The 24,642-nt window shown below is 30.8% G+C and carries 26 protein-coding genes and 1 pseudogene; 16 read left to right on the top strand and 11 right to left on the bottom strand.

The window, feature by feature from the left end; genetic code table 11:
- Window positions 1-197 precede the first annotated feature (197 nt).
- The 4 genes from K8N75_RS00005 (at window position 198) to K8N75_RS00020 (ending at window position 3,281) form a co-directional block, all read left to right on the top strand.
- On the top strand, window positions 198-356 hold the full coding sequence (locus K8N75_RS00005; RefSeq protein ID WP_223790125.1) for a hypothetical protein: 159 nt from the start codon (window positions 198-200) through the stop codon (window positions 354-356).
- Window positions 357-515: 159 nt separating this feature from the next.
- Window positions 516-998 (top strand): DUF6790 family protein, encoded by a 483-nt coding sequence (locus K8N75_RS00010; protein ID WP_223790126.1) that lies wholly within the window; start codon window positions 516-518, stop codon window positions 996-998.
- A 191-nt stretch (window positions 999-1,189) separates the two neighbouring features.
- Window positions 1,190-1,435 (top strand): hypothetical protein, encoded by a 246-nt coding sequence (locus K8N75_RS00015; protein ID WP_223790127.1) that lies wholly within the window; start codon window positions 1,190-1,192, stop codon window positions 1,433-1,435.
- 757 nt (window positions 1,436-2,192) lie between these two features.
- Window positions 2,193-3,281, top strand: a complete 1,089-nt coding sequence (locus K8N75_RS00020) for a trypsin-like peptidase domain-containing protein (protein ID WP_223790128.1) — start codon at window positions 2,193-2,195, stop codon at window positions 3,279-3,281.
- A 143-nt stretch (window positions 3,282-3,424) separates the two neighbouring features.
- Here K8N75_RS00020 and K8N75_RS00025 read toward each other — a convergent pair whose 3' ends face one another.
- The 7 genes from K8N75_RS00025 to K8N75_RS14015 all read right to left on the bottom strand — a co-directional run bounded on the left by K8N75_RS00025 (window position 3,425) and on the right by K8N75_RS14015 (window position 7,917).
- Window positions 3,425-3,667 (bottom strand): hypothetical protein, encoded by a 243-nt coding sequence (locus K8N75_RS00025; RefSeq protein WP_223790129.1) that lies wholly within the window; start codon window positions 3,665-3,667, stop codon window positions 3,425-3,427.
- Window positions 3,668-3,832: 165 nt separating this feature from the next.
- A complete protein-coding gene (locus K8N75_RS00030; protein WP_223790130.1) occupies window positions 3,833-4,441 on the bottom strand; it encodes a TMEM175 family protein in 609 nt (202 codons plus the stop codon).
- A 372-nt stretch (window positions 4,442-4,813) separates the two neighbouring features.
- Window positions 4,814-4,954, bottom strand: a complete 141-nt coding sequence (locus tag K8N75_RS00035; RefSeq protein WP_223790131.1) for a hypothetical protein — start codon at window positions 4,952-4,954, stop codon at window positions 4,814-4,816.
- Between the two features lie 254 nt (window positions 4,955-5,208).
- Window positions 5,209-6,426 (bottom strand): aldo/keto reductase, encoded by a 1,218-nt coding sequence (locus K8N75_RS00040; protein WP_223790132.1) that lies wholly within the window; start codon window positions 6,424-6,426, stop codon window positions 5,209-5,211.
- Between the two features lie 62 nt (window positions 6,427-6,488).
- Entirely contained in the window at window positions 6,489-7,049 is a 561-nt protein-coding gene (locus K8N75_RS00045) for a TetR/AcrR family transcriptional regulator (protein ID WP_223790133.1), read from the bottom strand.
- A 282-nt stretch (window positions 7,050-7,331) separates the two neighbouring features.
- On the bottom strand, window positions 7,332-7,490 hold the full coding sequence (locus K8N75_RS00050; RefSeq protein WP_156095966.1) for a hypothetical protein: 159 nt from the start codon (window positions 7,488-7,490) through the stop codon (window positions 7,332-7,334).
- 292 nt (window positions 7,491-7,782) lie between these two features.
- Window positions 7,783-7,917, bottom strand: coding sequence for a hypothetical protein (locus K8N75_RS14015; protein ID WP_255590743.1), 135 nt, complete (start codon window positions 7,915-7,917; stop codon window positions 7,783-7,785).
- A gap of 645 nt (window positions 7,918-8,562) precedes the next feature.
- On the opposite strand from K8N75_RS14015, the gene K8N75_RS00055 reads away from it, so the two are divergent.
- The 5 genes and pseudogenes from K8N75_RS00055 (at window position 8,563) to K8N75_RS00070 (ending at window position 11,117) form a co-directional block, all read left to right on the top strand.
- On the top strand, window positions 8,563-9,228 hold the full coding sequence (locus tag K8N75_RS00055) for a zinc dependent phospholipase C family protein (protein WP_223790134.1): 666 nt from the start codon (window positions 8,563-8,565) through the stop codon (window positions 9,226-9,228).
- Window positions 9,229-9,433: 205 nt separating this feature from the next.
- Window positions 9,434-10,069 carry a YhbD family protein gene (locus K8N75_RS00060; RefSeq protein ID WP_223790135.1) on the top strand — a complete coding sequence of 212 codons (636 nt, stop codon included), beginning with the start codon at window positions 9,434-9,436 and terminating at the stop codon, window positions 10,067-10,069.
- A gap of 16 nt (window positions 10,070-10,085) precedes the next feature.
- A pseudogene (locus K8N75_RS14020) lies at window positions 10,086-10,499 on the top strand (MFS transporter); the annotation flags it as partial.
- A 28-nt stretch (window positions 10,500-10,527) separates the two neighbouring features.
- Complete coding sequence (locus K8N75_RS14025; RefSeq protein WP_338038009.1) at window positions 10,528-10,803, top strand: MFS transporter; 276 nt, start codon at window positions 10,528-10,530, stop codon at window positions 10,801-10,803.
- Window positions 10,804-10,844: 41 nt separating this feature from the next.
- Window positions 10,845-11,117, top strand: coding sequence for an MFS transporter (locus K8N75_RS00070; protein ID WP_338038012.1), 273 nt, complete (start codon window positions 10,845-10,847; stop codon window positions 11,115-11,117).
- Between the two features lie 93 nt (window positions 11,118-11,210).
- Here the strand turns inward: K8N75_RS00070 and K8N75_RS00075 are convergent, their stop codons facing one another.
- From K8N75_RS00075 to K8N75_RS00085, 3 genes are all read right to left on the bottom strand, one after another.
- Entirely contained in the window at window positions 11,211-11,921 is a 711-nt protein-coding gene (locus K8N75_RS00075; RefSeq protein WP_223790136.1) for an ABC transporter ATP-binding protein, read from the bottom strand.
- Window positions 11,922-11,970: 49 nt separating this feature from the next.
- Window positions 11,971-13,116, bottom strand: a complete 1,146-nt coding sequence (locus tag K8N75_RS00080) for an ABC transporter permease (RefSeq protein ID WP_223790137.1) — start codon at window positions 13,114-13,116, stop codon at window positions 11,971-11,973.
- Between the two features lie 274 nt (window positions 13,117-13,390).
- Window positions 13,391-14,020: a TetR/AcrR family transcriptional regulator gene (locus K8N75_RS00085; RefSeq protein ID WP_223790138.1), complete on the bottom strand. Its 630-nt coding sequence runs from the start codon at window positions 14,018-14,020 to the stop codon at window positions 13,391-13,393.
- 509 nt (window positions 14,021-14,529) lie between these two features.
- On the opposite strand from K8N75_RS00085, the gene K8N75_RS00090 reads away from it, so the two are divergent.
- The 3 genes from K8N75_RS00090 (at window position 14,530) to K8N75_RS00100 (ending at window position 17,848) form a co-directional block, all read left to right on the top strand.
- Window positions 14,530-16,602 (top strand): PAS domain-containing sensor histidine kinase, encoded by a 2,073-nt coding sequence (locus K8N75_RS00090; RefSeq protein WP_223790139.1) that lies wholly within the window; start codon window positions 14,530-14,532, stop codon window positions 16,600-16,602.
- Between the two features lie 378 nt (window positions 16,603-16,980).
- Complete coding sequence (locus tag K8N75_RS00095; RefSeq protein ID WP_223790140.1) at window positions 16,981-17,169, top strand: hypothetical protein; 189 nt, start codon at window positions 16,981-16,983, stop codon at window positions 17,167-17,169.
- A gap of 292 nt (window positions 17,170-17,461) precedes the next feature.
- Window positions 17,462-17,848 (top strand): cupredoxin domain-containing protein, encoded by a 387-nt coding sequence (locus K8N75_RS00100; RefSeq protein WP_223790141.1) that lies wholly within the window; start codon window positions 17,462-17,464, stop codon window positions 17,846-17,848.
- 86 nt (window positions 17,849-17,934) lie between these two features.
- On the opposite strand, the gene K8N75_RS00105 is transcribed toward K8N75_RS00100, so the two are convergent.
- Window positions 17,935-18,228, bottom strand: a complete 294-nt coding sequence (locus K8N75_RS00105) for a DUF2769 domain-containing protein (RefSeq protein WP_223790142.1) — start codon at window positions 18,226-18,228, stop codon at window positions 17,935-17,937.
- 602 nt (window positions 18,229-18,830) lie between these two features.
- Here K8N75_RS00105 and K8N75_RS00110 point away from each other — a divergent pair.
- The 4 genes from K8N75_RS00110 (at window position 18,831) to K8N75_RS00125 (ending at window position 23,548) form a co-directional block, all read left to right on the top strand.
- Window positions 18,831-20,267, top strand: a complete 1,437-nt coding sequence (locus K8N75_RS00110; protein ID WP_223790143.1) for a hypothetical protein — start codon at window positions 18,831-18,833, stop codon at window positions 20,265-20,267.
- 2 nt (window positions 20,268-20,269) lie between these two features.
- Entirely contained in the window at window positions 20,270-21,463 is a 1,194-nt protein-coding gene (locus K8N75_RS00115) for a hypothetical protein (RefSeq protein ID WP_223790144.1), read from the top strand.
- 17 nt (window positions 21,464-21,480) lie between these two features.
- Window positions 21,481-22,476 carry a right-handed parallel beta-helix repeat-containing protein gene (locus K8N75_RS00120; protein ID WP_223790145.1) on the top strand — a complete coding sequence of 332 codons (996 nt, stop codon included), beginning with the start codon at window positions 21,481-21,483 and terminating at the stop codon, window positions 22,474-22,476.
- Between the two features lie 70 nt (window positions 22,477-22,546).
- A complete protein-coding gene (locus tag K8N75_RS00125; RefSeq protein ID WP_223790146.1) occupies window positions 22,547-23,548 on the top strand; it encodes a DUF1565 domain-containing protein in 1,002 nt (333 codons plus the stop codon).
- The last annotated feature ends 1,094 nt before the right edge of the window (window positions 23,549-24,642 follow it).

The following is a 24,642-nucleotide window of genomic DNA, read 5'->3' on the forward strand; positions in this document are numbered from 1 at the left end:
AATGGACAACAAAACACGGAAAACATCAACAACCCCCAACAACTTGACAGCCCCATAATATCCTCATAATGTATTAATAAATGGATATTTGTTCATTTTCTTCTAATTTTTACATTAAAAACTAAAAGTTTTTATATTTAAACAGGTTATTATATGTCATATATTGGTTAGAAGAAATTTCAATCGAGGGGGATGTTATGGATAATGGATTTGGAATGAACATAGAAGTTAAAAGTAGACCAATAGACTGTAAAATGAACGCAAATAGTGCAACAAACTCAGCTAATTCAGCGTTATGTGACAGAACCGACTGTCCATCCTATGGTAAATGGTATTGTCCATTTACAGGCTGGTAATAATTTTATATTTTTTTTAAATTTCTTTGGTTTATTTATTTTTAATATCAATTTATTATAATCCAAATACACTTAAATAGCTTGATATATTAATATCCTTGAAGATAAATATGTTTATAGTTAAAATTACTTTATTTGGACTTTTGTTGGAGATTTAACATGAACACTAAAATTAACAATATTTTGGAGATAAGCAGATTGGCAGGTATTGCCATTGGAATATTTCTGGCTATTTATTGGGGAAACAACCCGATACAGCAGTTCAGTATAATAACAGCATTTGCTGTAATCTTTATTGCAGGTTTAACAGGTATTGAAAGTATATTCTTTGGTGAAAGTGCATCTGAGCAATCAGGATACACCGGTGGAAGGGGTTATCAACGACAATCTGGAGCAAATAACCTTGCACTTGCAATTACAGCCATACTTGTATATCTGTTAGGATGGGGTTACTTTGCTCAGCTAGCCATTATGTCAGTTTTAATAATATTCCTGGCCCTCTCTGGAACAAACCATGCGTACAGTGCTATTAAAGAAGGCAACCGCAGCATTAAAAATATGTCGCGTCCAATTATGACCATTGTATTTCTTGTAATACTTTTGTTCTTCATGCTAAATTCTATTTACTACCCTTTAACTTAGATAAGAACTGTAAAACCCAATGAATCTGGATGAACACATTACCATCCAAGTTTGGTTATTTGATTTCATTATTAGATGATAGATTTAAAACTGAAATTTAAATTGATTCATTCTCTTTTTTAAAGAAAAAATTTAATTAGTAACAGAGTTATAATGTTATATTACTTAAAAATAAATAGAGGTGGAATTGTATGGCAATTGAAAAAGAAATACAAAGCCTTGAACTGGATTTTGAAGATTCATATGAGTTATATGGACAATCTGTTTTAAAGGAGATTGTAGGTGCTGTAAAGAACGACCAAGAAATTGTTAAAATTGAAGTTTCTTCTGCAATTTTTATTTACCGTGAGTATATTGAAACAAAATATATTACTGTTGATGTTATTCCATTCCACCAGGTTCGAAGGTGTGCTGCCCTTCTAAAAGATGAGGAATAAATCACTAAATTAAATTAGTTAATTATTTTTTTACAAATTATATTATAATGATATGTATATTCAATTTATTTCCATCCCTTTTAATCAAAATTTTCTGATGTATATCAATACCTTTGTTTGACAATTAATTAGAAGAATTAATAAATAATGACAACATAATATGATTTGTTCTGGTGGCGGGGCAGAACTTAGGGCTCTGAGGGGTTCCCTAAAATAATAAAAATAGAATAATCTGACCGATTTAAGCCTTTTAAACTTAAAATAGGTATCTTTTTGTGATTAAACTCATTTAATCTCTGTTTTTTACATTAGAGGATATCTAAGTTAAGATCAAGATAATTATATGTGTAAATTAAAATAAATATTAATTCTATTTTTTTGTTTTTATTTATTTTACAATATTTTAGCTTTTAACATTTCTTTAGTTAATGAAAAATGTATATACACATAAAAATAATTTGATATATTCAAAACAAATACATTATAAATCTGTTTAAGATATCCAAGTGAACTACCCCTTCCTTTCGGAAGGAGCTTCTTCCTTCATTAAATCCACTAATGTGGTTTTTTTCAGAGAAGCTTTAATTTCCGTAGTTCCTACGGTACTGATTAGATTAAGTGTAGTATGCTTGGTTATCGCATACGATAATATTAATTATTGTTAAATTATTATTTATATGTAGTGGTTGGATTCATCCCCACCCTCACACATGGAGTATTCTCCAACATTAAGATAAAAATCCTAGGGAATGAAATAATGAAGTTTAAAAAATTATCACTCTTGATTTTAGTTGTTTTGATTATAATTGCAGGTGTTGTTGCTGTTCAATACTTTACTGGAGGTAATTCCCAGTCTAATTATAATTCCCAAACAGCGGGATCCGTTGTTTATATTGAAAATGGTGTTTCAGGCGTGGTTACAATCAATGATCCATTCCTTAACAGAACTACAGCAATCACTGTGATATACTATCCCATGGATACAGGTACAGGTTTTATTGTAACCAACAATGGTTATATTATAACAGCACTCCATGTGGTAGGTGATCTTAAAGCACTCGATAAACAGCAGCTTAAAATATTGAGTAGTAGCGACATAGAACGTTATACCGAAATGGCGGCTGTTAAAGGTTATATTGACCAGTACAATCCAGAGTTAGTATCTGAACTTGGAACTTCCTCGGCCGATCCAAACAGCACAACCAATGCATTAATTCAGAGAGGTCTTCTATCTGTTAGTTCTACAAAACAGGTTATAAAAGTCAAAGTACCAAATATTGACCAGAAATTTACCGCAACACTTGTGGATGTGGGAAATCCTAATATAGGTGAAGATGTGGCACTTTTAAAGCTCAACACAAATCTTAATAATTTACCCACACTTAATATAAGTTCAAAAAAGCCTACGATTCTAGAAAAAGTCCATATGTATGGGTATCCAGGTTCGAACAGCACAAATTCAAGTTTTAATCAGCAGGAGCTGAAACCATCCATTTCTAATGGATTTTTAACCACCGAAACAGCTAAAAATAGCACAAACTCCAATAACAATTTCAATATTCAATCCATATTTGAAAATCTTGTCAACTGGTTTACAATATCTTCCACATCACAGACTGTCGCAAATAGCTCAATATATTATGGTACCACTGCCGAAACAACTAAGGGTGAAAGTGGAGGTCCTGTTATGGATTCACAGAATAATGTACTGGGGATTATAATTTTTGGTGTGGAATCAAGTGACTTATTCAAACAGCAAATCAAAATAACATCCAGTCTTTTCATGTCTTCAGATTACATTGTACAGATCTGTAAGAAGAATAATGTTTCAATAAATGTTGTTTAAACTCTATTTACCCATTTGAGCGTAAATTATCTACAAACAGTTTATAATTAGAATATAAGAAAGGGTGAATAATAATTAGGGTTTAATAGATTATGTATTTATTTTTTTAATTAATCTTTATTTTTAGGTATTATTCATCTATTTTATTTCTTTTTTTCAGATTTTTTATATTCATCCGATTTTTTCTCAAGTGTAAGAACATCTTGGTAAATATCAGCCCATATTTCTGCTTTTAAATTATTACCCGATTGTTTTTTTATTTCATTACATCTTTCCTCAATTTTATCCAGTTCTTTTTGATGTTCAATTTCCAAATATTCCTTGTTTAATTGTTCTAACTTTTTTTCTATCCTTTTGTTGTCAGATTTAAGAAATTTAAATTCCATGTTTGAATCCCCATAGTAACAAATAATAATCTAACTTTATTATGTTGGTTTTCATTAATGAAATTAATGATAGATTTTACAGTTTAAAAACTGTTTTTATGAATAAAAATTGGGTGGTGCAAGAAATAATTTAAGAAAAAAAATAAATAAATTATTTATTATTCATTACAACCGCTGTAACACCTGTTCTAATGGGAAGATAATTAAATAAACTACTTCCGCATATGATGGGATGTAATAGGAGAGCAATATTGCCAGAAACACCAGACCGGTAAATGCGATATTAATCCTTTTTGTGAAGATAATCTGTGCTTTGTCTACTGTATCAAGTATAAAATTGTGTCTAGTTGCATATTCCCAGTTTAAGAAGAGAAGTACAGCTATACCCAGCATGTTTAAATTAAACACAACATGTGTTACTGGAAACTGGCCGTAATCACCTGTTAATGTTGATGAAAATGGAACCAATACAATAAACAGCAGCCAGATCACATTTATCCACAACAATGTGCCATCCATCCTGTCTATCTGTTTAAAAATACGATGGTGTATTTTCCAGAAAACAGCAAGAAGAACGAAACTAATTATAAGTGATATAAGATTTGGTATGATATTAAGAATAGCATTTGTCACAGCTGCATTAGTTAACGGGCCAGAGATTTGAGGAGCAGCTAACCCCAAAACCAGCAAAGTCATAGCAATGGCAAATATACCATCAACAAGAGTTTCAAGACGTTTAGTGTCCATTGTACCAGAAATTTCAGATTCAACCATTTTAACCACCCCACAATAAAATTCAAAACATAACAATCATATCAGTAACACAATAAGTTTATTCTATTTACTTAATTCAACGCATTTTATTTATAAAGGTTTTGCTTAGAGATAGAGGATTTTTAGAAATGAAAAAATGATTAAGATAACAAAAATCCAAACAAGAGTATAAATTAGGCCAACACACAACTATAACAAACATTCCTAAAAAATGAATAACAATAATCCATTGGAAATTGAATTAACTCACAGAGGAATAAAATAAATAAAAAAAATTATGAACTTCTCTTACACCAAAAATTTATGGGAAATATGTAAATTTAAAAATAAAATAATAAAATTTGTTTAATAAATGTTTAGAATCTTTAAGTATCAATTTTGTTTATTACACCATTCTTCCAAGGCTTCTATTGCACCCTTTGATAATCTACCCTTTTTATCTCCGAATTTGTTTAGGGCCATTATCCTAAATTTTACCTCCAATTCAAAGGGAATATTAATTGTCATTGCCATTTTATCACTCCAAATCAAAAATTGGGGAGAACTGAAAACAGACCCACATATTATTGTTCCACAATTTCAAATTCCACAAACAATATTTTAAATATCATTTGATGTGTATTATTATTTGAATGAAGAAGATATAGATTCTTCATAAATTAGACCATAATTATGCACGAATTGAGAGATTAAATTTATGATGGTGGTAAAAAATGGGTTATAATCCCAAAAAACTATAATTTAGTTCGGAATATTCTTCCTATTCTTTACATGTTCCTTGCTCTTCTGTCAGTCCGGTATTTATCAAAACGTAGGTATGTCTTGAATATTGGTGGGAATATTTTGGTTATAACACCTTCCATATCACCTGATACATCGTCTAAAAGGTCCATGATTGGTAATTCTTGAGGACAATGTCTTTCACACTTCCCACACTTGGTACAATTAGAGGCGTAAGCGGGTTTACCATGGATTACTCCTAAACTCAGTGCATACATAATCTGTGTTTCTATTTTATTACTAGGAAATATTTTTGAGGAATCGTACATCTCGAAACATTTGGCTATATCAACTCCAGATGGACATGGCATGCAGTAGCGGCATCCAGTACATCCTATTTTCATAAGTTCCCTATATTTATCCCTGACCTGCCCTATTATGTCTAATTCCTCTTTTGAAAGTGAATTTGGCACTGCTTCATCCGCAATTTTGAGATTTTCTTCGATGTGTTCCTCTTCATTCATTCCTGAAAGAACACATGTTACTTCAGGATGGTTTAAAACCCATCTTAAGGCCCATTCCGCAGGTGTTCTCTTTACTTCTGATTTGTCCCATATTTCTTGAACTTCGGGAGGTATTGCACGTGTGAGGTTACCTCCTCTAAAAGGTTCCATAACTATTATTCCCAATCCTTTTTGTGCAGCATATTTTAAACCTTCTGTTCCTGCCTGGTTTTCTTCGTCAAGATAATTGTATTGTATCATACAAAAATCCCAGTCGTATGAATCTACAATCTCTTTGAAAGTGTCTTTATCTCCGTGGAATGAAAAACCTGCATTTTTGATTTTTCCAGCTTTTTTTATTCTATCTAAGAATGTTAATACATCCAGTTCAATCATCTTTTTCCAGTTTGTTGCGTGGAGGCCGTGTAGCATATAGTAATCTATGTATTCTATGTTGAAATTTTCAAGCTGGACTTTGAAAACATTTTCAATATCTTCCTTATTTTTCACATTCCAAGGTGGAAGTTTGGTTGCAATTTTAACCTTCTCTCTGTAGCCATCTTGAAGTGCTCTTCCAACCAGTGGTTCGTTCATGTAGGCTATTGCTGTGTCTATGTAATTTACACCATGGTCTATAGCGTATCGTATCTGTTTAATGGATCTTTCTTCGTCTGTTCTTCCGTTTTTAGATGGCAATCTCATTGCACCATACCCTAAAACCGATAGTTCATCCCCATTTTTTTCTACTTTCCGGTATAGCATTGTATTTTAGCCCTCCACAAATTTATCTATTAATTTTTTTATCTTTAACAAAATTTTTATCATTATTTTGATATTCCATCCCAGAAAAGTTCAAATGCTAAATTGATATTTTTTTCATTCAAGTTTTCTGGATACTTGGTGAAATGGCTTACAGTTCCAAAGATATTGCCCCAGAAATAATCCATTACCATTTCATTGTACACCATTTTGATTTCATTCTTTTCAATGCCCTTCTTGTAGATTTCCATTACTTCCACAAATCTGGTTTCAGCTTGTTCTTTGGTAAGTGAAGTAATATATGGTGAACTGTGGAAAATTAGGATAAATTGGAATTTATAAGGGTTATTGATGCCGAAGTTGATGAATTTTAGCCATAATTTTTTTACATTTTCTTTAAATGATTCTTTATCGTTGTAGTTTCCCTTAACATCGTTCAACATACAACCCTTGATGTTTAGGTATAGGGTGTTTATCAATTCTTCTTTGGTTTTGAAGTAATGGAATAATGTTCCTGTGGCCACTCCAGCTGTTTTTGCAATTTCTGCTGTTGATGTTCCATGGAACCCGCGTTCAACAAACAACTTAAGTGATACATCTAATATGCCCTGCTTTTTATCGTTCATGGTATCACATTGATAATTTTTATTGTACTCCTAAACATAACTATAGACTGATTAGTCAATTTACATATTTAATACTTGCGATCATACAAGATCAAGTTAGGATATTCTATTCAAAAATAGTAAAAATTTAAAATATTAAAAAAAATAATGGTTTTATAAATTCACATTTATTTTATTATTTTTTATTTTTTCGCAAGTTATTCAAAAAAAATGTTTAAAATTTATATTTGAAATTTATATCTTAATTTAATAAAAAATCACTGCAACATTCTTAATCTTGATTCAAGAACCGCTTAAATTCTTGTTTTTTGTTGTAAATGAAGAATTAATTTTATCTACAATTTTATCTTTATCATTGCATTTTGGACAATCCAGCTCTTCATTAGGGTTGTATAATGCGCCACAGTGTATACATTTAAACTCTATCTTGGTTTTCCACATTTTATCTTTCTCAAGGTTGCAATTGTTGTCTTGAATAATTAATATTAACAATATAATTAATTATCAATTTTCAAAAAATTTTTTTAATTAAGATAGATGTTAAAAATCAGGATATTTATAGTTAACGATTCAAATAAAATTATATTTAGATAAATACAAAACGTTTTTTTAAACAGTATTTTAATGTAAAATAATGTATATCCAGAGATAAATTGATAAAAAAGTTAGATGTTTAAATTAAAGATCGCTTAAATAGTCTATCTCAGCTTTGAATCCAGAATTAATTTTGATTTTATTGATGTAATGGAGCACTTATGTTATCTACAATTTTATCCTTACCATCACACTCTGGACAATCAAGCTCTTCTTTAGGATCGTATAACGTTCCACAGTACAAACATTTAAACTCTATTTTCGTTTCGCACATTTTAATATTCTCACTAAATTGATATTAGACTAGTTAGATGAGATATTATATTTTATTTCCTAAACATAGCTTAAACTTTTCTATTGGTCATCCATTTTATTGCAAATCAAGGCTCAACTTATAACTAGAACCATATCATATAATGTGTCAAGTTTATGAGTAGAATAGTAGAAATAAAAAAATAATTAATACCAATGTTCATGATGTAGGATGTGAGCTCTGTAGATATTTGATGGTTCAAAATTTATTTGAATTGAGAATAAATATTTGATTTTTAGGTATTGTACAATTTAAGCCATTAATTTATTTGGGTATTTTAAAGTTGAATGTTCTCAACTGTCTGATTTACACATATCCCGTGTATTTGCCTTTCAACTGCTCTTTTTGTTATTGTTAATCTAATTCTTGGTTTAAAATAAGTTTTTAAGCTCATGATCATGGTTTTGCAACTTGTATGAATTGAAATAGTGTATAATTCATCATATCTAAAGCTTTAGAAATATTATAGGTTTTATAACCCTTATTTATTCTAACAATACATATTCATTTATTTAAACAAATAATTGGTAGTTTAATAGATTCTTTTTTATACTTTGTAGGAAAGAAATTATTATATCGAATTATAATTTTTTAAATGATGAAAAAATGAAACTAAAACAATTTATGAATCTTATTTTGGTTATAAGTATATTATCATTAATTTTAATGCCTGTTAGTGATGCATGGACATGGAAAACACATTCAGATATTGTTGATGTGGTTTATTATGGTTTACCAGTTGATGTTCAGCAGAAATTGGATTTGAATGCAATGCATGATGGTTCTAATGATCCTGATGAAAAGTTTCATGACTTCACCTACCACAGTTATCCTAAAAGTTATGACAAAGCAAAAATGTGGCTTGACCAGGGTAAAGCTTCCTATGATAAGGGAGATTATAGTAATGCAAGTTATGATTATGGCGTTGCAAGTCATTACATATCAGATACTTTCTCAGCACCCCATGCAGTAAGCGGAGAAAACTATGCAGACCATAGCAAGTATGAGAACCATGCCAAAAAACTTAACCCTATTGCAACCTCTGTTAATGGGGATTTGAATACTATAATGCAAGATGGTAAAAATCAAGGAGCAGTTAGCTGGAATAGCTGGCTTCAAACCCATGATGATTCAATAATACAGAATGATTTAAATAAAGGTGCATCAGCATCATTATCTGCTATAAAAGATAGTATAAACAGCACTAGCAGCAATACTCCTAAGGAGTCTTTTATTGATTATATTATTAGAATGTTAAAAAACTTGTTTTAAATTAATTTTTTTTTATTTTGTTGGTTGAATATTCATTTTAAAGCTAATCTACTTAAATTTAGCAAATTTTGTTACTGCAAATTATTTGACAAAGATTTATATACTAAAAAAATAACAGTAGAACAATATTATGTTACGTGATTATTTCAGAATATGATTAAAAAAAATGAAATTAGTCAATATTAATGATCAAAAAAATGGGGGAATGATTTTTGTTATGGAATCCGATTTAATATCAAAGAAAGAATTGTTAGAATTGACCAAAATATCCTATGGTCAATTATATCGGTGGAAGAGGAAAAATCTGATACCTGAAGATTGGTTCATTAGGAAATCCACATTCACAGGACAGGAAACCTTTTTTCCAAAGGAAAAAATACTTGATAGAATTGATAAAATCAAGAATATGAAGGGAAACATTTCACTGGATGAACTTGCCAACATGCTTTCTCCAAACTTCATGGAGATCTCAATGTCAAAGAACCAGTTGATTCAACAGAACATTGTTTCAAAGAATACAATTGATTTCTACACTGGTGAAAAAGGAGAAAAAGAAGGCTATGCCTTTGAAAAAATACTCTACCTCAATGTTTTAGATAACATGTTTCAATCGGGGAAAATCAATTTTGAAGAAGGAAAAATAATATTAAATCTGTTAGAAGAAGATTATCCTAAATACAATGGAAAAAATTGTGAATTACTTTTCATTCGTAAATTGGGAATTTCAAGTTGTTGTCTTATTTCAAATACTTGTGAAATTTACTTTGAAAATGGCATAAAAATAATTGAAAGGTTAAGTCTTTCCGATTTATTAGAGGAATTAAAAATCAAAATGGTTTAATTGGAGTTTCTTCGGTGCACCTATTCTTGACAGGATATCTGATCGTTATGGACGTCGTCCAATTCTACTGATTTGCTTCATGGGTTCAGCAATTGGTTATTTTATCTTTGGAATTGGTGGTGCATTATGGGTTTTATATATTAGTCGTGCCATTGATGGCTTCACCGGCGGTAATATGGCAATTGTCCAATCTTATTTATCAGATATATCAAATGAAGATAACAAAACCAGGAATTTTGGATTATTTGGAGCTGCAACAACCTTGGGTGTAATTATTGGACCGATTTTTGGCGGTTTATTAAGTCAAATAAGCCTTGACACGCCTGTGTATATTGCTGGAATATTCGCATTAATTGAAATCATATTATGTTTGATATTATTACCTGAATCTTTACCATTAAATAAGAGAAATCATAAAACAATTAAATGATATAAATCCCTTTAATGCAATAGGGAGAATGTTAAGAAGACCCATTATTAGAGGACTTTTAATAATTTCTGGAATTACCGAATTCATCTTTGATGGTGTTAATATAAACATACCAGTTTACCTAATCCACAAATTTAATATCTCACCTTTAGAATTGGGAATTTTAATGATAATATCTGGGATTACCCTAATAACAATCCAAGGAGGCTTAATTGGAACATTATCAAAGAAATTTAAAGAAAAAACTCTAATTTCAATGGGATATCTCATAATGGCTGCCAGTCTAATTTTATCACATATGTAACATCATTATGGACTATATACGTTATAGCTGTCACCATCTCTATCGGACTCGGATTAATATTGCCAGTATTAAGTGCATTATTATCAAACAATACACCATCCAACGAACAAGGAGAAATGTTTGGAGTGAATTCATCATTACTTGGTTTAATGGCTGCACTAGGTCCTTTATTTGCAGGATTGGTTTATGACCTAATAGTACCTAATGCTACATTTTGGATCGGTGCAATACTGCTATTATTATCATTAGTGATTATTGCACGATTAAAAATCACTAACACACAATCCGCAGACAATAAATCTAGTAATACCTAATTTAAAATATTTATTAAAAAAAAAATAAAAATATTAGGGATAATTTCCCCATTCTTTTTTTAAATAATTTATTTGATTTCCTATCAGATCCATTTAAATTAGATTCGCTGTTGGAACAGTCAAAACCTTTTCATTTATTTTACTCTGTTCTATTACACCGTCTCTTATTTTAAGGATCCTTGTTTTGTCTGTTGTTTCTGCATCGTGTGTTACCATGATAACTGTGGTTCCTTCCCTGTTTACATCGTGTAATAGGTTCATTATATTTTCTGTTGCTTCTGAATCAAGGTTTCCTGTTGGTTCGTCTGCTAATATAAATTTTGGTTTGTTTACCAGTGCACGTGCAATTGCAACTCTCTGTCTTTCTCCTCCAGAAAGTTTTGCAGGTAAGTAATCCATTCTATGGCCTAAACCTACATTTTCCAGACATTCCTCTACTCTTTTTTTCCTTGAAGATTTACTAAGCTTTTTATCACCACTCAAGTTTCTTGTTGGAAACTCTACATTATCACGTACACTCAATGCAGGGAGCAGATTAAATGTTTGGAAGATAAAACCAATTTTCTCCGCTCTTAACTTGGTGAGTTCAGATTCTGACATGGATGATGTTTTCTTTCCATCTATTATGAGTTTTCCTTGTGTTGGTGTATCAAGACATCCTATCATATTCATGAGTGTTGATTTACCAGATCCTGAAGGACCCATTATAGATACAAATTCACCCTTTTCTACCGTTATATTCAAACCTCTTAGAGCATTAACCTGTATACCGCCTAAATCATAGGTTTTCCAAAGTTTTACCATTTACTAAATTTTCCATTTATAACACCTTTTTAATATCCCTAAATTTTTTTTATTCATGTCTTAAAGCTTCTATTGGACTGATTCTATTGGCCAGGTAAGCTGGTAGTAATCCTGAGAATGTTCCAATAACCAGTACAATCAAAGCAACTTGAATTACAACCATTGATGGTATGGTGAAGTTGAAGCTAGTGGCACCCATAAATATTCCAAGAACATTATAAATTGGAGATATAAACAGTATACCTATTAATCCACCTATGGTACTTAGAATTAATGATTCATATATTATCAAGAGCATAATTGACCTTTTCTTGGTTCCAATTGCCCGCATTGTACCTATGTCTTTGGTTTTCTCTTTTACAGACATCATCATAACATTCATTATGAGAACCATTGAAACAGCAAAGATCATGACAACAATCATGTTCATAAAGGTTAATACTCCCTTTAAATTTTTGTCGATGGTTTTCTGTGTATCCTTTTGAGTGTATATATCGTATTTTGGATATGCATCCTGTAAATTGGTTTCAACAGTGTCTGTTGTATATTGGCTGTTAGGTGATATTATAACCGTTGAAATAAGATTAGGCCTGTCAGATACTGTCTGAGCATATGATAATGATGTGACAATGGAATTGTCTATTGTTAACGGCCATCCAGTTCCAACTTTGTTGATGATTCCAACCACTTTAAATTCATCATCACTGACTTTAAATGTTCCACCAACTGTTACATTGTATTTTTTGGCAATTTCTGATCCTATAATTACTGCATTTTCACTAGCACCTACCAGTGAATTTGATCCATTGACTGTATTGTTTCCAATAAATGCCTGTTCTTTTCCTGGTGTGAGACCTACAACCATTGCTGGACTTTCATCACTGCCTGTTGTGCTCCCCTGTAACGGTGCAAACAGTGCTTTTGTGCTTTTCTGTTTATCTACTTCGCTACGATCAAGCACTTCGTTACCAATGCTTTCATCGATGATACTTCCTGCAGGTGGAAAGCTGGTTCCATTCTGCTCAAAATACAGATTATCTTTAACTGTACCTAGATCTCCCTTTAGACCCGACTGCATTTCATACATTACAATGTTTACGACGCCAATTAGTAAAACACATGCCATAACCCCTATTATACACATTGCAGCACGACTTTTTTTGGCTTTAAAATCTTTAAAAGCTATATCTAACATTAAATTTTCCCCCGATTATTAATAATTGAATTATATTTTTATTAATCCCCCAAACTAATATGACTAAAAATTCTTGATGCCGAATGAGCAGCGTAAAAGGGTTTTATTGAATATAAAATTAGAATATAAAAATAATAATTTTTATTCTTCAATTTAATTTTATCCCCAAATATTAAATCATAATTTAAAAAACTTACAATTCTGTCTTAGTTAACTATCACTAATCTAAAATATAATTTCCCCCATTTTACAAAACACCTATTGTCTTGAACTTTTATTTTATACTTTCAATGGAACGTATTACCAAATCTAATGTGTTTTCAAAGAGCACATCCTGTGTCATCTCATAATTTTCCATATACATTTTGGTGACTGGAACTAAATTATTTACAGTATTGGACATGCATAGCATAATCAATGCTGTTGGAGCTGGATCTACTTCTTTCCTAATGGTTTCATCTTTGATCCCTTCGTTTAATGCATCTATGACTACTTGAAAGCTATTTATCCTGATTTTTCTAAGATTTTCAAGATTTGGAGACTCTTTATTTTCAAACATTCCTGAATGATAGTAGGCTTCGTAGTATCCCCTGTGTTTTTTGTAAAATTCGTAGTATGTTATACAGATAGTCTTTATTTTTTCTATTCCTGTCTGGTTCTTTTGATCGATGTGTTTAAACATTTCACTGATGATTTTTGATGCTCTTATTGCAATGGCAGCGTAGATATCATCCTTGTTTTTGAAATACTTGTACAATGTGCCCCTTGCCATTTCTGTTTCACGGGCTATGTCACTCATTGCAACGTTATCATAACCTTCCGTGAAAAATAATTTTTCAGCGGCATCTATAATATCATTACTGCGTATTTCACGTTCTCTTTCCTTTCTAATCGCTTTAGTCACTAATTATCACTCCATACAAGTTATCTTTTCAAGGATAATATTATATTTTGACCACGACACATTGCCAAATTATTATACATAATGTTTTAAATAATTACACCATGAATTTATAACTGAACATCATGTCACGATAATGAAACATGTGTCATTTTACTATTTAAATGTTTTTACTGTACAATAAAAATTCACGAATCAATAAACAATAGAATTAATAATTAAATCAAATAATATCATAAAATTTAATAAAAGATTTATAAACTATTTTATTTGAAAATAATAAATAAATCCATGAAACAGTAATTAAATGGATATCATATAATTTTGTTCAAAAATATTTTTTAAATCAAATATTGATATATTTTTCACTGATTTTTAAATTAACAATGTTAATGATCGTTAATAAACAATAAACTATAAGCATAGGTTACAAACTAACACAAAACTATAGTATATTATATAAATAATAAATTTTATTTGATTATTTAAAATGTTAATATTTTTGGGATAACATGATCCATGAAGATGGGGAGCACGTTACATCCCCTACCAAAATTGAAGGAAAAATTCATCCTAAAATCATTGCTGAAGAATTTATTGATTCTAAAGAGCGTTTATATGATATCATTAACTTTTTACCCGATGCTACTTTTGTAATAGATTCTGGGGAGCATGTAATTGCATGGAACCAAGCCATGGAGGACCTGACAAATATTAAAGCAGAGAAGATGCTTGGAAAGGGCCTTTATGAATATTCAATACCTTTCTACGGTAAAAGAAGAAAGCTTTTAATAGATCTTGCATTATCATCCAGCAAGAAATTAGAAAGTGAATACTACTCAATCTCTAGAGAAAGAAAGTCTATTACAGCCGAAATTTACATCCCATCACTTAGTGGAAAGCCTACCTATTTATGGGGTAAAGCCACCACATTGTACAACAAAAAAGGTACAATTGTAGGTGCAATTGAATCCATAAGGGATATAACATCTAAAAAAATGGATGAAAAAGAGCTTAAGCAATATCGTGAAAACCTTGAAGATTTGGTTGAAGAGCGAACTGATGAGCTTAAAAAAATAAATAAACAGCTTCAAATTGAGATAGGAAAAAGGGAAAAAATAGACAGGAAATTGAAACTGTCACGAGAGAACTATCGAAATATTTTTAAAAATGCAGGAATAGGTATATTCCAATCCACACCCAAAGGAAAGTTTCAAAAAGTCAACAGCACCATGGCACAGATGTTTGGCTATGAATCCCCAGAAGACATGATAAACTCCAATGATGAGATTAATGAAAATATTTACATAGACCAAAAACATCACACAAATATCATTAAAAGAATCAGTGCCAGCGATGGGATTCTTAAATTTGAAACTGAGTTCATTCGAAAAAATGGTGATAAAGGGATTGCAGATCTAAGTATAAGAGTTGTTCGGGATAAGGAAAATAACCCAATCTATTTTGAAGGCTTTGTTCAGGACATCACAAGTAGAAAAGATACAGAAAAGCTTCTTAAAGAATCAGAGGACAAATACAGAACCATATTTGAAAATACTGGAGCTGGAACGGTGATTGTTCACGAAGACAATACTATTTCGCTTATAAATTCTGAGTTTGAAAATATCACTGGCTACTCCCGAGAGGAAGTAGAAGGTAAAAGCTGGACAAATTTGGTGGTAGGGGATGATGCAGAAAAAATTAGGGTTTATCGTAACCTCCGATACAGTGAACATGATACTGCCCCAAATACTTATGAATTCAAGTTTTTAAGGAAAAACAAAAGCATTGGCTATGCTCATATTACTGTAGAACTCATACCAGGCACTAAACAGTTAATTGCTTCTATTGTGGATATTACAGAACATAAAAATACTGAAGAAAAGCTAAAAAACCTAAATGAAAAATTAAAAAGATCCAATGCGGAACTGGAACAGTATGCTTCTGTTGCCTCACACGACCTAAGGGAACCATTACGTATGATAAAAAGTTTCCTTGAATTATTAGAAGATAAATATACCGACCAACTAAATGAAGAAGCAAAATCATATATAAACTATGCTGTGGACGGTGCTAAACATCTGGATTCCATGATAATTGATTTACTAGACTATGCTAGAGTTGGCCGTAAAGAAATAAAGTATTATGAAGTGGATTGTGAAGAAGTACTAAAAAAGACATTACTAAACTTAAAATCTTCAATCGATGAAAATAATGCCAGTATAACATACGAAGAGTTGCCGGTAATTACTGGCAATAAAAATCAGCTGGTCGAACTATTCCAAAACCTGATAGGTAATTCAATAAAGTACAGAGATGTTGAAGATCCAAATATCCATATATCTGCTCAGAAGAAGGAAGGTAAATTTCTTTTTTCTGTAAAGGATAATGGTATTGGGATCTCCAAAAAAGATCTCGAAAGGATATTTGTTATTTTCCAAAGGCTTCACACATGGGATGAGTATGAAGGAACTGGAATTGGACTTGCAATTGCACAGAAAATAGTTCTACAACATGGAGGACAGATCTGGGCCGAATCAGAACCATGTCATGGCACAGTATTCTACTTCACATTAACCGAATAAATTTTATAATATTATCAAAAACCCTTATTTTAATTATATTTTTTTTAAATTTTTTAAAAGTTTATGTATTGAATTGTTATCTATTTTGCGTAATTGTTCTTCTTTTTTTCTAAAGCTTTAGATAACCTTTTAGATTGTATATCTTTGATTTGATCTCGAATATTAAATCAATAATCATTTATTTAAAATTTTATTACCGATTTAATGAAATTTTGGTAAATTAATTAGTTTATTCATCATATCGTAAAATATATTCATTATGGTGTATAATAATGTAATAGGATGAAATAAGTTGAGTTGAAATTAGCTTGCAAAAAATTCATTCGAATTTTTGTGAATTAATTGGAAACATCGAATTAAAAAAAAGAGGTAGATAATATGTGGGGACAACACAAAGAACATATGATGGGTGGAATGGGTATGATGAGCGAGAAAATGATGGAAATGATGAGTAAGGAAGACATGATGATGATGGCAGCCATGAAAATGGATGAAAAAATCGAAATGTTAGAACTTAAACTCAAATATCTTAAAAAAACTCGTGATATGTTAAAATCTAAAATGTAAATTTGTAAAAGACATAGTAGCTCAATTTGGAGCTATCCACATCCCTTTTTTTGTATGATTTGTTAATTTTTCCATAAAATTATTATAGATAAAAAAAAACGAGATCAATAATAATGTTAAACTATATAACATATTACCACAATCTTGGGTAAACCATTCTTACCATACTTTGGAATTGTAACTTTAAGTTCATTACTCATTTTAATTAAATTTATTAATTAGGTGTAATAAGATCATATATACTGAAAGAAGTTGTTATATTCGTTATAAAAATTAGGGGGAGATTTTTAAGATGGATAGAAATTTAATATTTGTGGGGGTTTTCTTGATTTTTGGTATTGTTGCAGTTTCGGGGTGTACATCAAGTCAAACCTCCATCGTGACAATACAAAACTCGTCTTTTAATCCATCAACATTGAATGTTCAAGTTGGAACTACAGTAACTTGGATTAATAAAGATACAACAACACACGATGTTGTGAGTGATACTGGCTTGTTTAACAGTGGTAATCTAACTAATGGAATGAGTTATAACTATACTTTCAATCAAACTGGAAGTTTCGCATACCATTCTGCTATCCAACCATCTATGACCGGTACCATAGTTGTTTCTACAAATTCACCATCAAGTAATGGTAGTTCAAATAGTACATCAGGTGGATCTGGAATAAAATATTAAATAAAAATAATATAGAAATTTTTTAGGTTTGTTAATACTGCAAACCTAAATAATAATTTTTTTATAAATCTATTTTAAAGTTTCTTTTATCCTCTTTGCTCCATTTCACTGCCATATAAACAGTATGAATTGTATATTTTTCCCACATCAAGGGATATGGCCAATGGACATGTAGGACACATACAGCCCTTTAGTTCTTTAATACAATCCAAATTTTTCCCAGTTACACAGAATAATTTTTCATTAGCATTTTCTGCACATTTATTCCATGTTGGACATGTTGGACATATACATGATCCTTTATATTCTTCTATTTTTTTATTTCTCTCACTTTCTGATAGTTCCATTACATCGTGAATTAATTGCTCAAATTTATCCATACATTATCAACCCCTTTTTCTTATCATATTATATTATGAATTCTGAATTTTAATTAATTTTCCAATAACAATAATTTTTGCATAAAATATTACAAATTTATAATAAATATTTTTTCTTATTCTATTGAAAATGATCTTAAAAAAAATATAATAATTGTGGAGAATTTAATATTGCCCATCAGGCACCCATAAACGCAGAAGAATAAAAAAAACTTATCAATATTTTCAAAATTTCTATCATTAAAAAAATGTGGAAAAGGTAATAAATAACTCTTAATTAGTTTTTCAGACTATATATAACCTAATGTGAGAATAATTATAAATTGTGTTATAGATATTCCCGTAATTTGATTCAATCTATTACTTGGAACTTAAATTATCTTTAACTGTATTATTTACATCTTTATTATTTTTATCTTAAATATTTTGCTTTATTCCATCATTCTAACTATATTTTTGTTTATATTTAATCAAGAAGTTAAATTGTTATACAAATTTATATATTTTTCAATTCTATTTAGATAACTTTTTATACTAAAACTTTTACATTTTAAATTAAATATTAACTTTTATGAATTTATTTATAAAGGAGTTCTTTTGCAATGATTTTAAATAATAAAAAAGGAAAATTTTTAATATTTTTAGTAATCATCTTAGTTGTGAGTATTACTCCTGCAAGTGCGGGATTAGCAAATGCATCAAATGGAAATGTTAATACAATACCTAAGATTGTAATTCCGAGTAAATCAGAAATATCCGACGATAATGAAACGTCATTAAAGACTATAGAACAGGACACAAACGAGATACAAAATTATGCTGATTCTTTAGATAACGATTTAAATTATGTTAAACACCGAGCCGATGATTATAATTGGAAATTTTGGAAATGGCCAAAAATAACCAAGGACATTTTAAAAACAGTCCCACAAATAATAAATACTTCAGATAAGCTTAAGGGTTCAGTGGATAAGTTAAATAATGAAGTAGAGAACCTAGGTTCAAGTTTAGAAGTGGATAGTGATTCTTATATTAATAATGTAGATAATCCTAAGTGTGAAAAAGATGCTCGCGCCATGGCTGATAAATTAACTGATCGTGAGGGCACTACTTTTACAGTTAAGAATATTAATGCTGGTGAATTAAAAAAGGGTGATATTGTCCAGTATTTAAGCCAAGATAAATATCCCCGATATCTTGCAGTTCAAGAAATAAAGACAAATAATAATACTGGAAGACAAATTTTAGGCAATTCACCTACTGATACACCAATCACTATCCAAATGCTTGTTTTAAAAGGTACTGGAGATAAAATAATCGAAGTACCACTTACGGGTGAATGTATAGAATTATCACCTGCAAATGAAGTAAATACAGAAAACGCGCTTCAAAATACCGTATATGTACAACAAGAAAATATAGACAAAACTGAAAACTCTGCCCACAAAGCACAAACCAAAGCTCACACATTAAACGGTATCAAAAATGTGTTTAATAAGGCAACAATATTTTGTGCTGTTGTTGGCGTAGTCCTACTAGCAGCCGGAACTGCTTCAGTATTTATATGTCCTCCGCTAGCTATTCCAATGATTGATGGATCGATCAGTATAACATTAGTGGGCATAATTCTAGGCAGTGTTTCCATGATACTACTTAAAGTATATGATAAATTTAACAACATGGCAAATAAATTGGAGAGTTCAGCTGGGCTTAATGAAAAAGATCTGAACACTTACACTAAAATAGAGGAAAAGATACCGTATAATATGAATATAACTACTTTTGATGGGATACCTATTGTAAAACAGCCACCAGTTAATGATTGGAGAGAACTTCAATTTCTCTTGGTTAAAAGTCCAGAACACGGTGACTTATTACCAGGTCCAGGTTTACAATTCCTGTACGGACCATACGAAGGATATACTGGTGAAGACCATTTTGAATTCGAGTTTAGAGGTAAAGATGGAAAAATGGGCCATGTAACTGTAAATATCCGTATAAATCCCATACCTGTACTTGAAATACCCAAGGAGGTATAAATATGAGTTTAAAATTTTCTCAAAACCTTCTAATACTCATTGTAATCATATTAGTGTGCAGCATAACACCTGCAACAGCAGCAATACAAGCAAAAAATAATTCCTTAAAAGAAAATTACAATCAGACTTATGATCAAGAGGATTACGGCCTTCATTTGTATACTCTATTCAGAGACACTGTTTTTAATACTTTTAATGAGGGAACTAGCACAGAACTAACACCTGAACAAGATGCATACCTACAACAACAAGAGGACAGGTTATATACAAAATCAGATGCTATGCTTAATAATACTCAGGATTTCTTAAATTACCTAATAGATGAGAACTATTATTATCATCCTGAGGAATACGAGAATCTAACCCAAGGAAAACTTCAAGACACAAGAGATGATACTGACAAATTCATAGCTGACGCAAAAAAAATGAAAGATTATCTTAGTAATGATGCTAATGGCCCTAAAATAACAGGTATGATGAATATACAGTGTACATATGATGAATTATATAAATACGTGAATAATAGCACCTATAATAAAGATAATATATTTGTACAAATTAGGGATTCTGATGGTTATATCAGGTATATGCGTCTTATTAGTATTGATAATTCTAATATACATTTAAAATCAGGGTCAATTGATATAAACGAAGATCCTAACAGATTTAATGATTTACATGTTTGGCATAGTGATGGTAAATATAGTAACCCTGATCTAAAGTTTAACATTCTTGTTAGCCCTTCAAATTATTCTTATAATGACTATATACTAAGGCAAATATGGAATAAACAATATAATGAATTGGTTGTGAAAGATTCTAGAATCAATACAGGAACTTCACTTGTTATTGCGGCGATTGGAGTAGGAGGTATTGGTGTGGCAGCTAACGGCGCCTATAGAATGTGTGATGGTTGTAAACCAAAAGTTAAAGCAAAGATAGACGAAGAAGTTCCTCTTGATTATCAGAATGGTTTGGAAGAATTCCAGGCCCTTTTAGTAAAGAATAGTTTAAAGTACAAATGCTCTAGTTATCGCGATAAAATTTGTAGTATTTGTGGCAATTCAAAAACGATATTTGGATTTGGAGTAAGTGTCGCTGCATCCAGTACAGCAGTATTATTTTATATGTTTAAACTCAAAGCAGAATATGGCATCGACATTAGGAATTTACTTACTTATGAACCCCCCAAATAGTAAATAGGAGAGATATGATGAAATATTTTAAACTCGAGATATTTTTGGTAGTTTTAATGATTATGGGAAGCTTTTCTGGAATCTATGCTATCAACCAGGTACAACACGATAATAATGGGACGAATATTAGTGAAAATAATAATGTTACAGATGGTGCCAGAACAATATATGTTGCAAAAAATGGAACAGATAGAAATGATGGACTAACACCAGAAACCCCTAAACGAAATATTGAAAACGCACTAATAGCTGCAAACTCAGGTGATACAATAAGAGTAGGGCTTGGAACATACCACACTAATCTTCAAATCAATAAAAACATCACACTAATTGGAGCACAAAATACGGTTATTGATGGGCAAAACTTATCTAATTGCATAACCATCTCAACAGGAGTTACAATTACAATAGCCAATTTCAATATCCAAAACGGAAAGAATAACCGACTTTGTTATGGTGGAGGAATACATAATGAGGGCACACTAAACCTAGAAAACTCAACGATTACTAATAATACATCACATTATGGTGGAGGAATCGATAACGGCGGTACAATGACTTTAACTAGGGTAACAACCATAAACAACAGCGTTAGTTGGGATGGTGGTGGAATCTGTAATAATGGTTTATTAACTATAAAAGATTCAAGAATCACAAGCAATATTGCAACGGATGATGGTGGGAGCATCTCTAACACCGGTACAATGACTTTAACTAGGGTAACAATCCTAAACAATAGCGCAAATACTAATGGTGGAGGAATTAGCAATAATGGTTTATTAACTATAGAGGATTCAATAATTACAAACAATACTGCTAATTCAGGTGGAGGGATCTATAATACAAACTTATTATATGTATATGGCTCAACAATCATTGGTAATAGGGCAAATAATGGTGGAGGCATATTTAACTCAAATATTACTCGAAGTACGGCCTATATAGATGATTTAACCGTTATAACCTATAACATTCCAAATAATTATGCAGGCAAACCTTTCATTCCAGCCTAAAAAAGCTGGCACCCTTTTTATTAAAACAAGAAGAAAAATTAATTTTAAAAAAAATGGGAGGAGAAATATGATGAAATATTTAAAAATCCCGATATTTTTAATGGTTTTAATGATTATGGGAAGTTTTCCTGGAATCTATGCTATCAACATGGTACAACATGATAGTATGAATATCAGTGAAAATAACAATGTTACAGATGGTGCCAGAACAATATATGTAGCTAAAAATGGTACAGACCGGAATGATGGACTAACACCAGAAACCCCTAAACGAAATATTGAAAACGCTTTAATCGCTGCAAATCCTGGTGACATTATAAGAGTAGCATCCGGTACATACATGGAGAATCTTCAAATCAATAAAAACATCACACTAATTGGAGACACACAAAATACAGTTATTGATGGGCAAAACGCATCCAATTGCATAACCATCTCACCAGGAGTTACAGTCACAATCGCCAACTTCATCATAAAAAATGGAGGGAATAACCGACTTTGTGATGGTGGAGGAATGCATAATGATGGCATTTTAAACCTAGAAAACTCAACAATCACAAACAGTACTTCAGAATGTGGTGGTGGAATCGATAACGGCGGTACAATGACTATAAGTAGGGTAACAATCGAAAACAACCGTGCAAATTGGAATGGTGGAGGAATCTTTAATAATGGTATATTAACTATAAAAGATTCAACAATCACAGGCAATACTGCTGCAAGGAATGGTGGGAGCATTGATAACACCGCAACAATGACTTTAAGTAGGGTAATAATCGTAAACAACAGCGCAAATATTGATGGTGGAGGAATCGGTAATAATGGTTTATTAACTATTGAAGATTCAACAATCACAAACAATACTGCTGGCTCGGGTGGAGGGATTTATAATACAAACTTATTATATGTATATGGCTCAACACTCATTGGTAATAGAGCAACTAATGGTGGAGGCATCTTTAACTCAAATATGACTTTCGATAATAGAACTAGGGCCTATATAGATGATTTAACCATTATAACGTATAATATTCCAAATAATTATGCAGGCAAACCTTTCATACCTGCTTAAAAAAAAGCCGATTGTATCCTTTCTTTTTTTTTTAAACTAGAGTTTTGTTCATATAAGTATAGATGGAAAAACTGCCAAAATTATTAATTTACTATTAAAAATGCTACTTAACACCTTTAAAATTTTGAAAAAGTCAATCTTAACAATACGCCTTTAATCATTATTTAAGATTACTAAAAGGAACATAAGAATAATTTATTTTATAAAATACTAATAGATAATGAGAATATATAAAAATAAGTCAGGAGAGGGATTTGAACCCTTGTAGGCCTACGCCAGAGGACCTTGAGTCTACCCCCTTTGACCGCTCGGGTACCTTTTAAGTTCCTCTTTAAGCTCTTTCTCTAGTTTTTTTTCACCTTTATCTTTAAACTACTTTTGCAGTTCTTTATTGGCCTTTTTAGTTACTGCATCAATTAGTCCTTACTATTTTGCCCTCCAATTAAGATTGACGTATTTTTTTATTAATTATCATAGTAGAATAGATTCGTTGCATTCTATTCCTAATAATTTATATTAATTTGATATCCTAACACATACTATTGTCCCATTCTTAGGATGCATTTAATTCTTCTAGATCTACCTGTATTATAAATTATTATTAAGATACATTGTTGACATTAATTTTTTTCCTGTTTCTGTTTTAAAAATATTTTCTTGGATATTTTCAATTGCTTCTTGCTCATATTCTCTTCAAATATGTTTACTAGCATGTCTGCCTCAACAACTATCTGAAAATCAATATTATCTATCTTTAAATAGGAATGATGGTTTCCGATTATGTAACAAACACGATAGATGATCTCTTCTGAAATATTTAAATCAGAAAGTATTTTACGTGCTATTGGTGGACCTTCAATTTCTTGATATTTTCCTATTGAGGAGTTGTATTTCTTTTCTGAATTTTTAATGCCAATGTCATGAAGAATTGCTGTATAACTTATAATTTCTTTGGTTTTTTATCTAGAGATTGTTCATCACTGATGATGTGTGCAAAATCAAAAACTTTTAATGCATGATTGATTCTTCTCACATCCGTTTGAAGTGTTCAATCATTTTCATCATTACTTCATTTTTCATAAATCCATCCCATA

This window comes from Methanobacterium spitsbergense, assembly GCF_019931065.1.
GTDB classification, from domain to species: domain Archaea; phylum Methanobacteriota; class Methanobacteria; order Methanobacteriales; family Methanobacteriaceae; genus Methanobacterium_B; species Methanobacterium_B spitsbergense.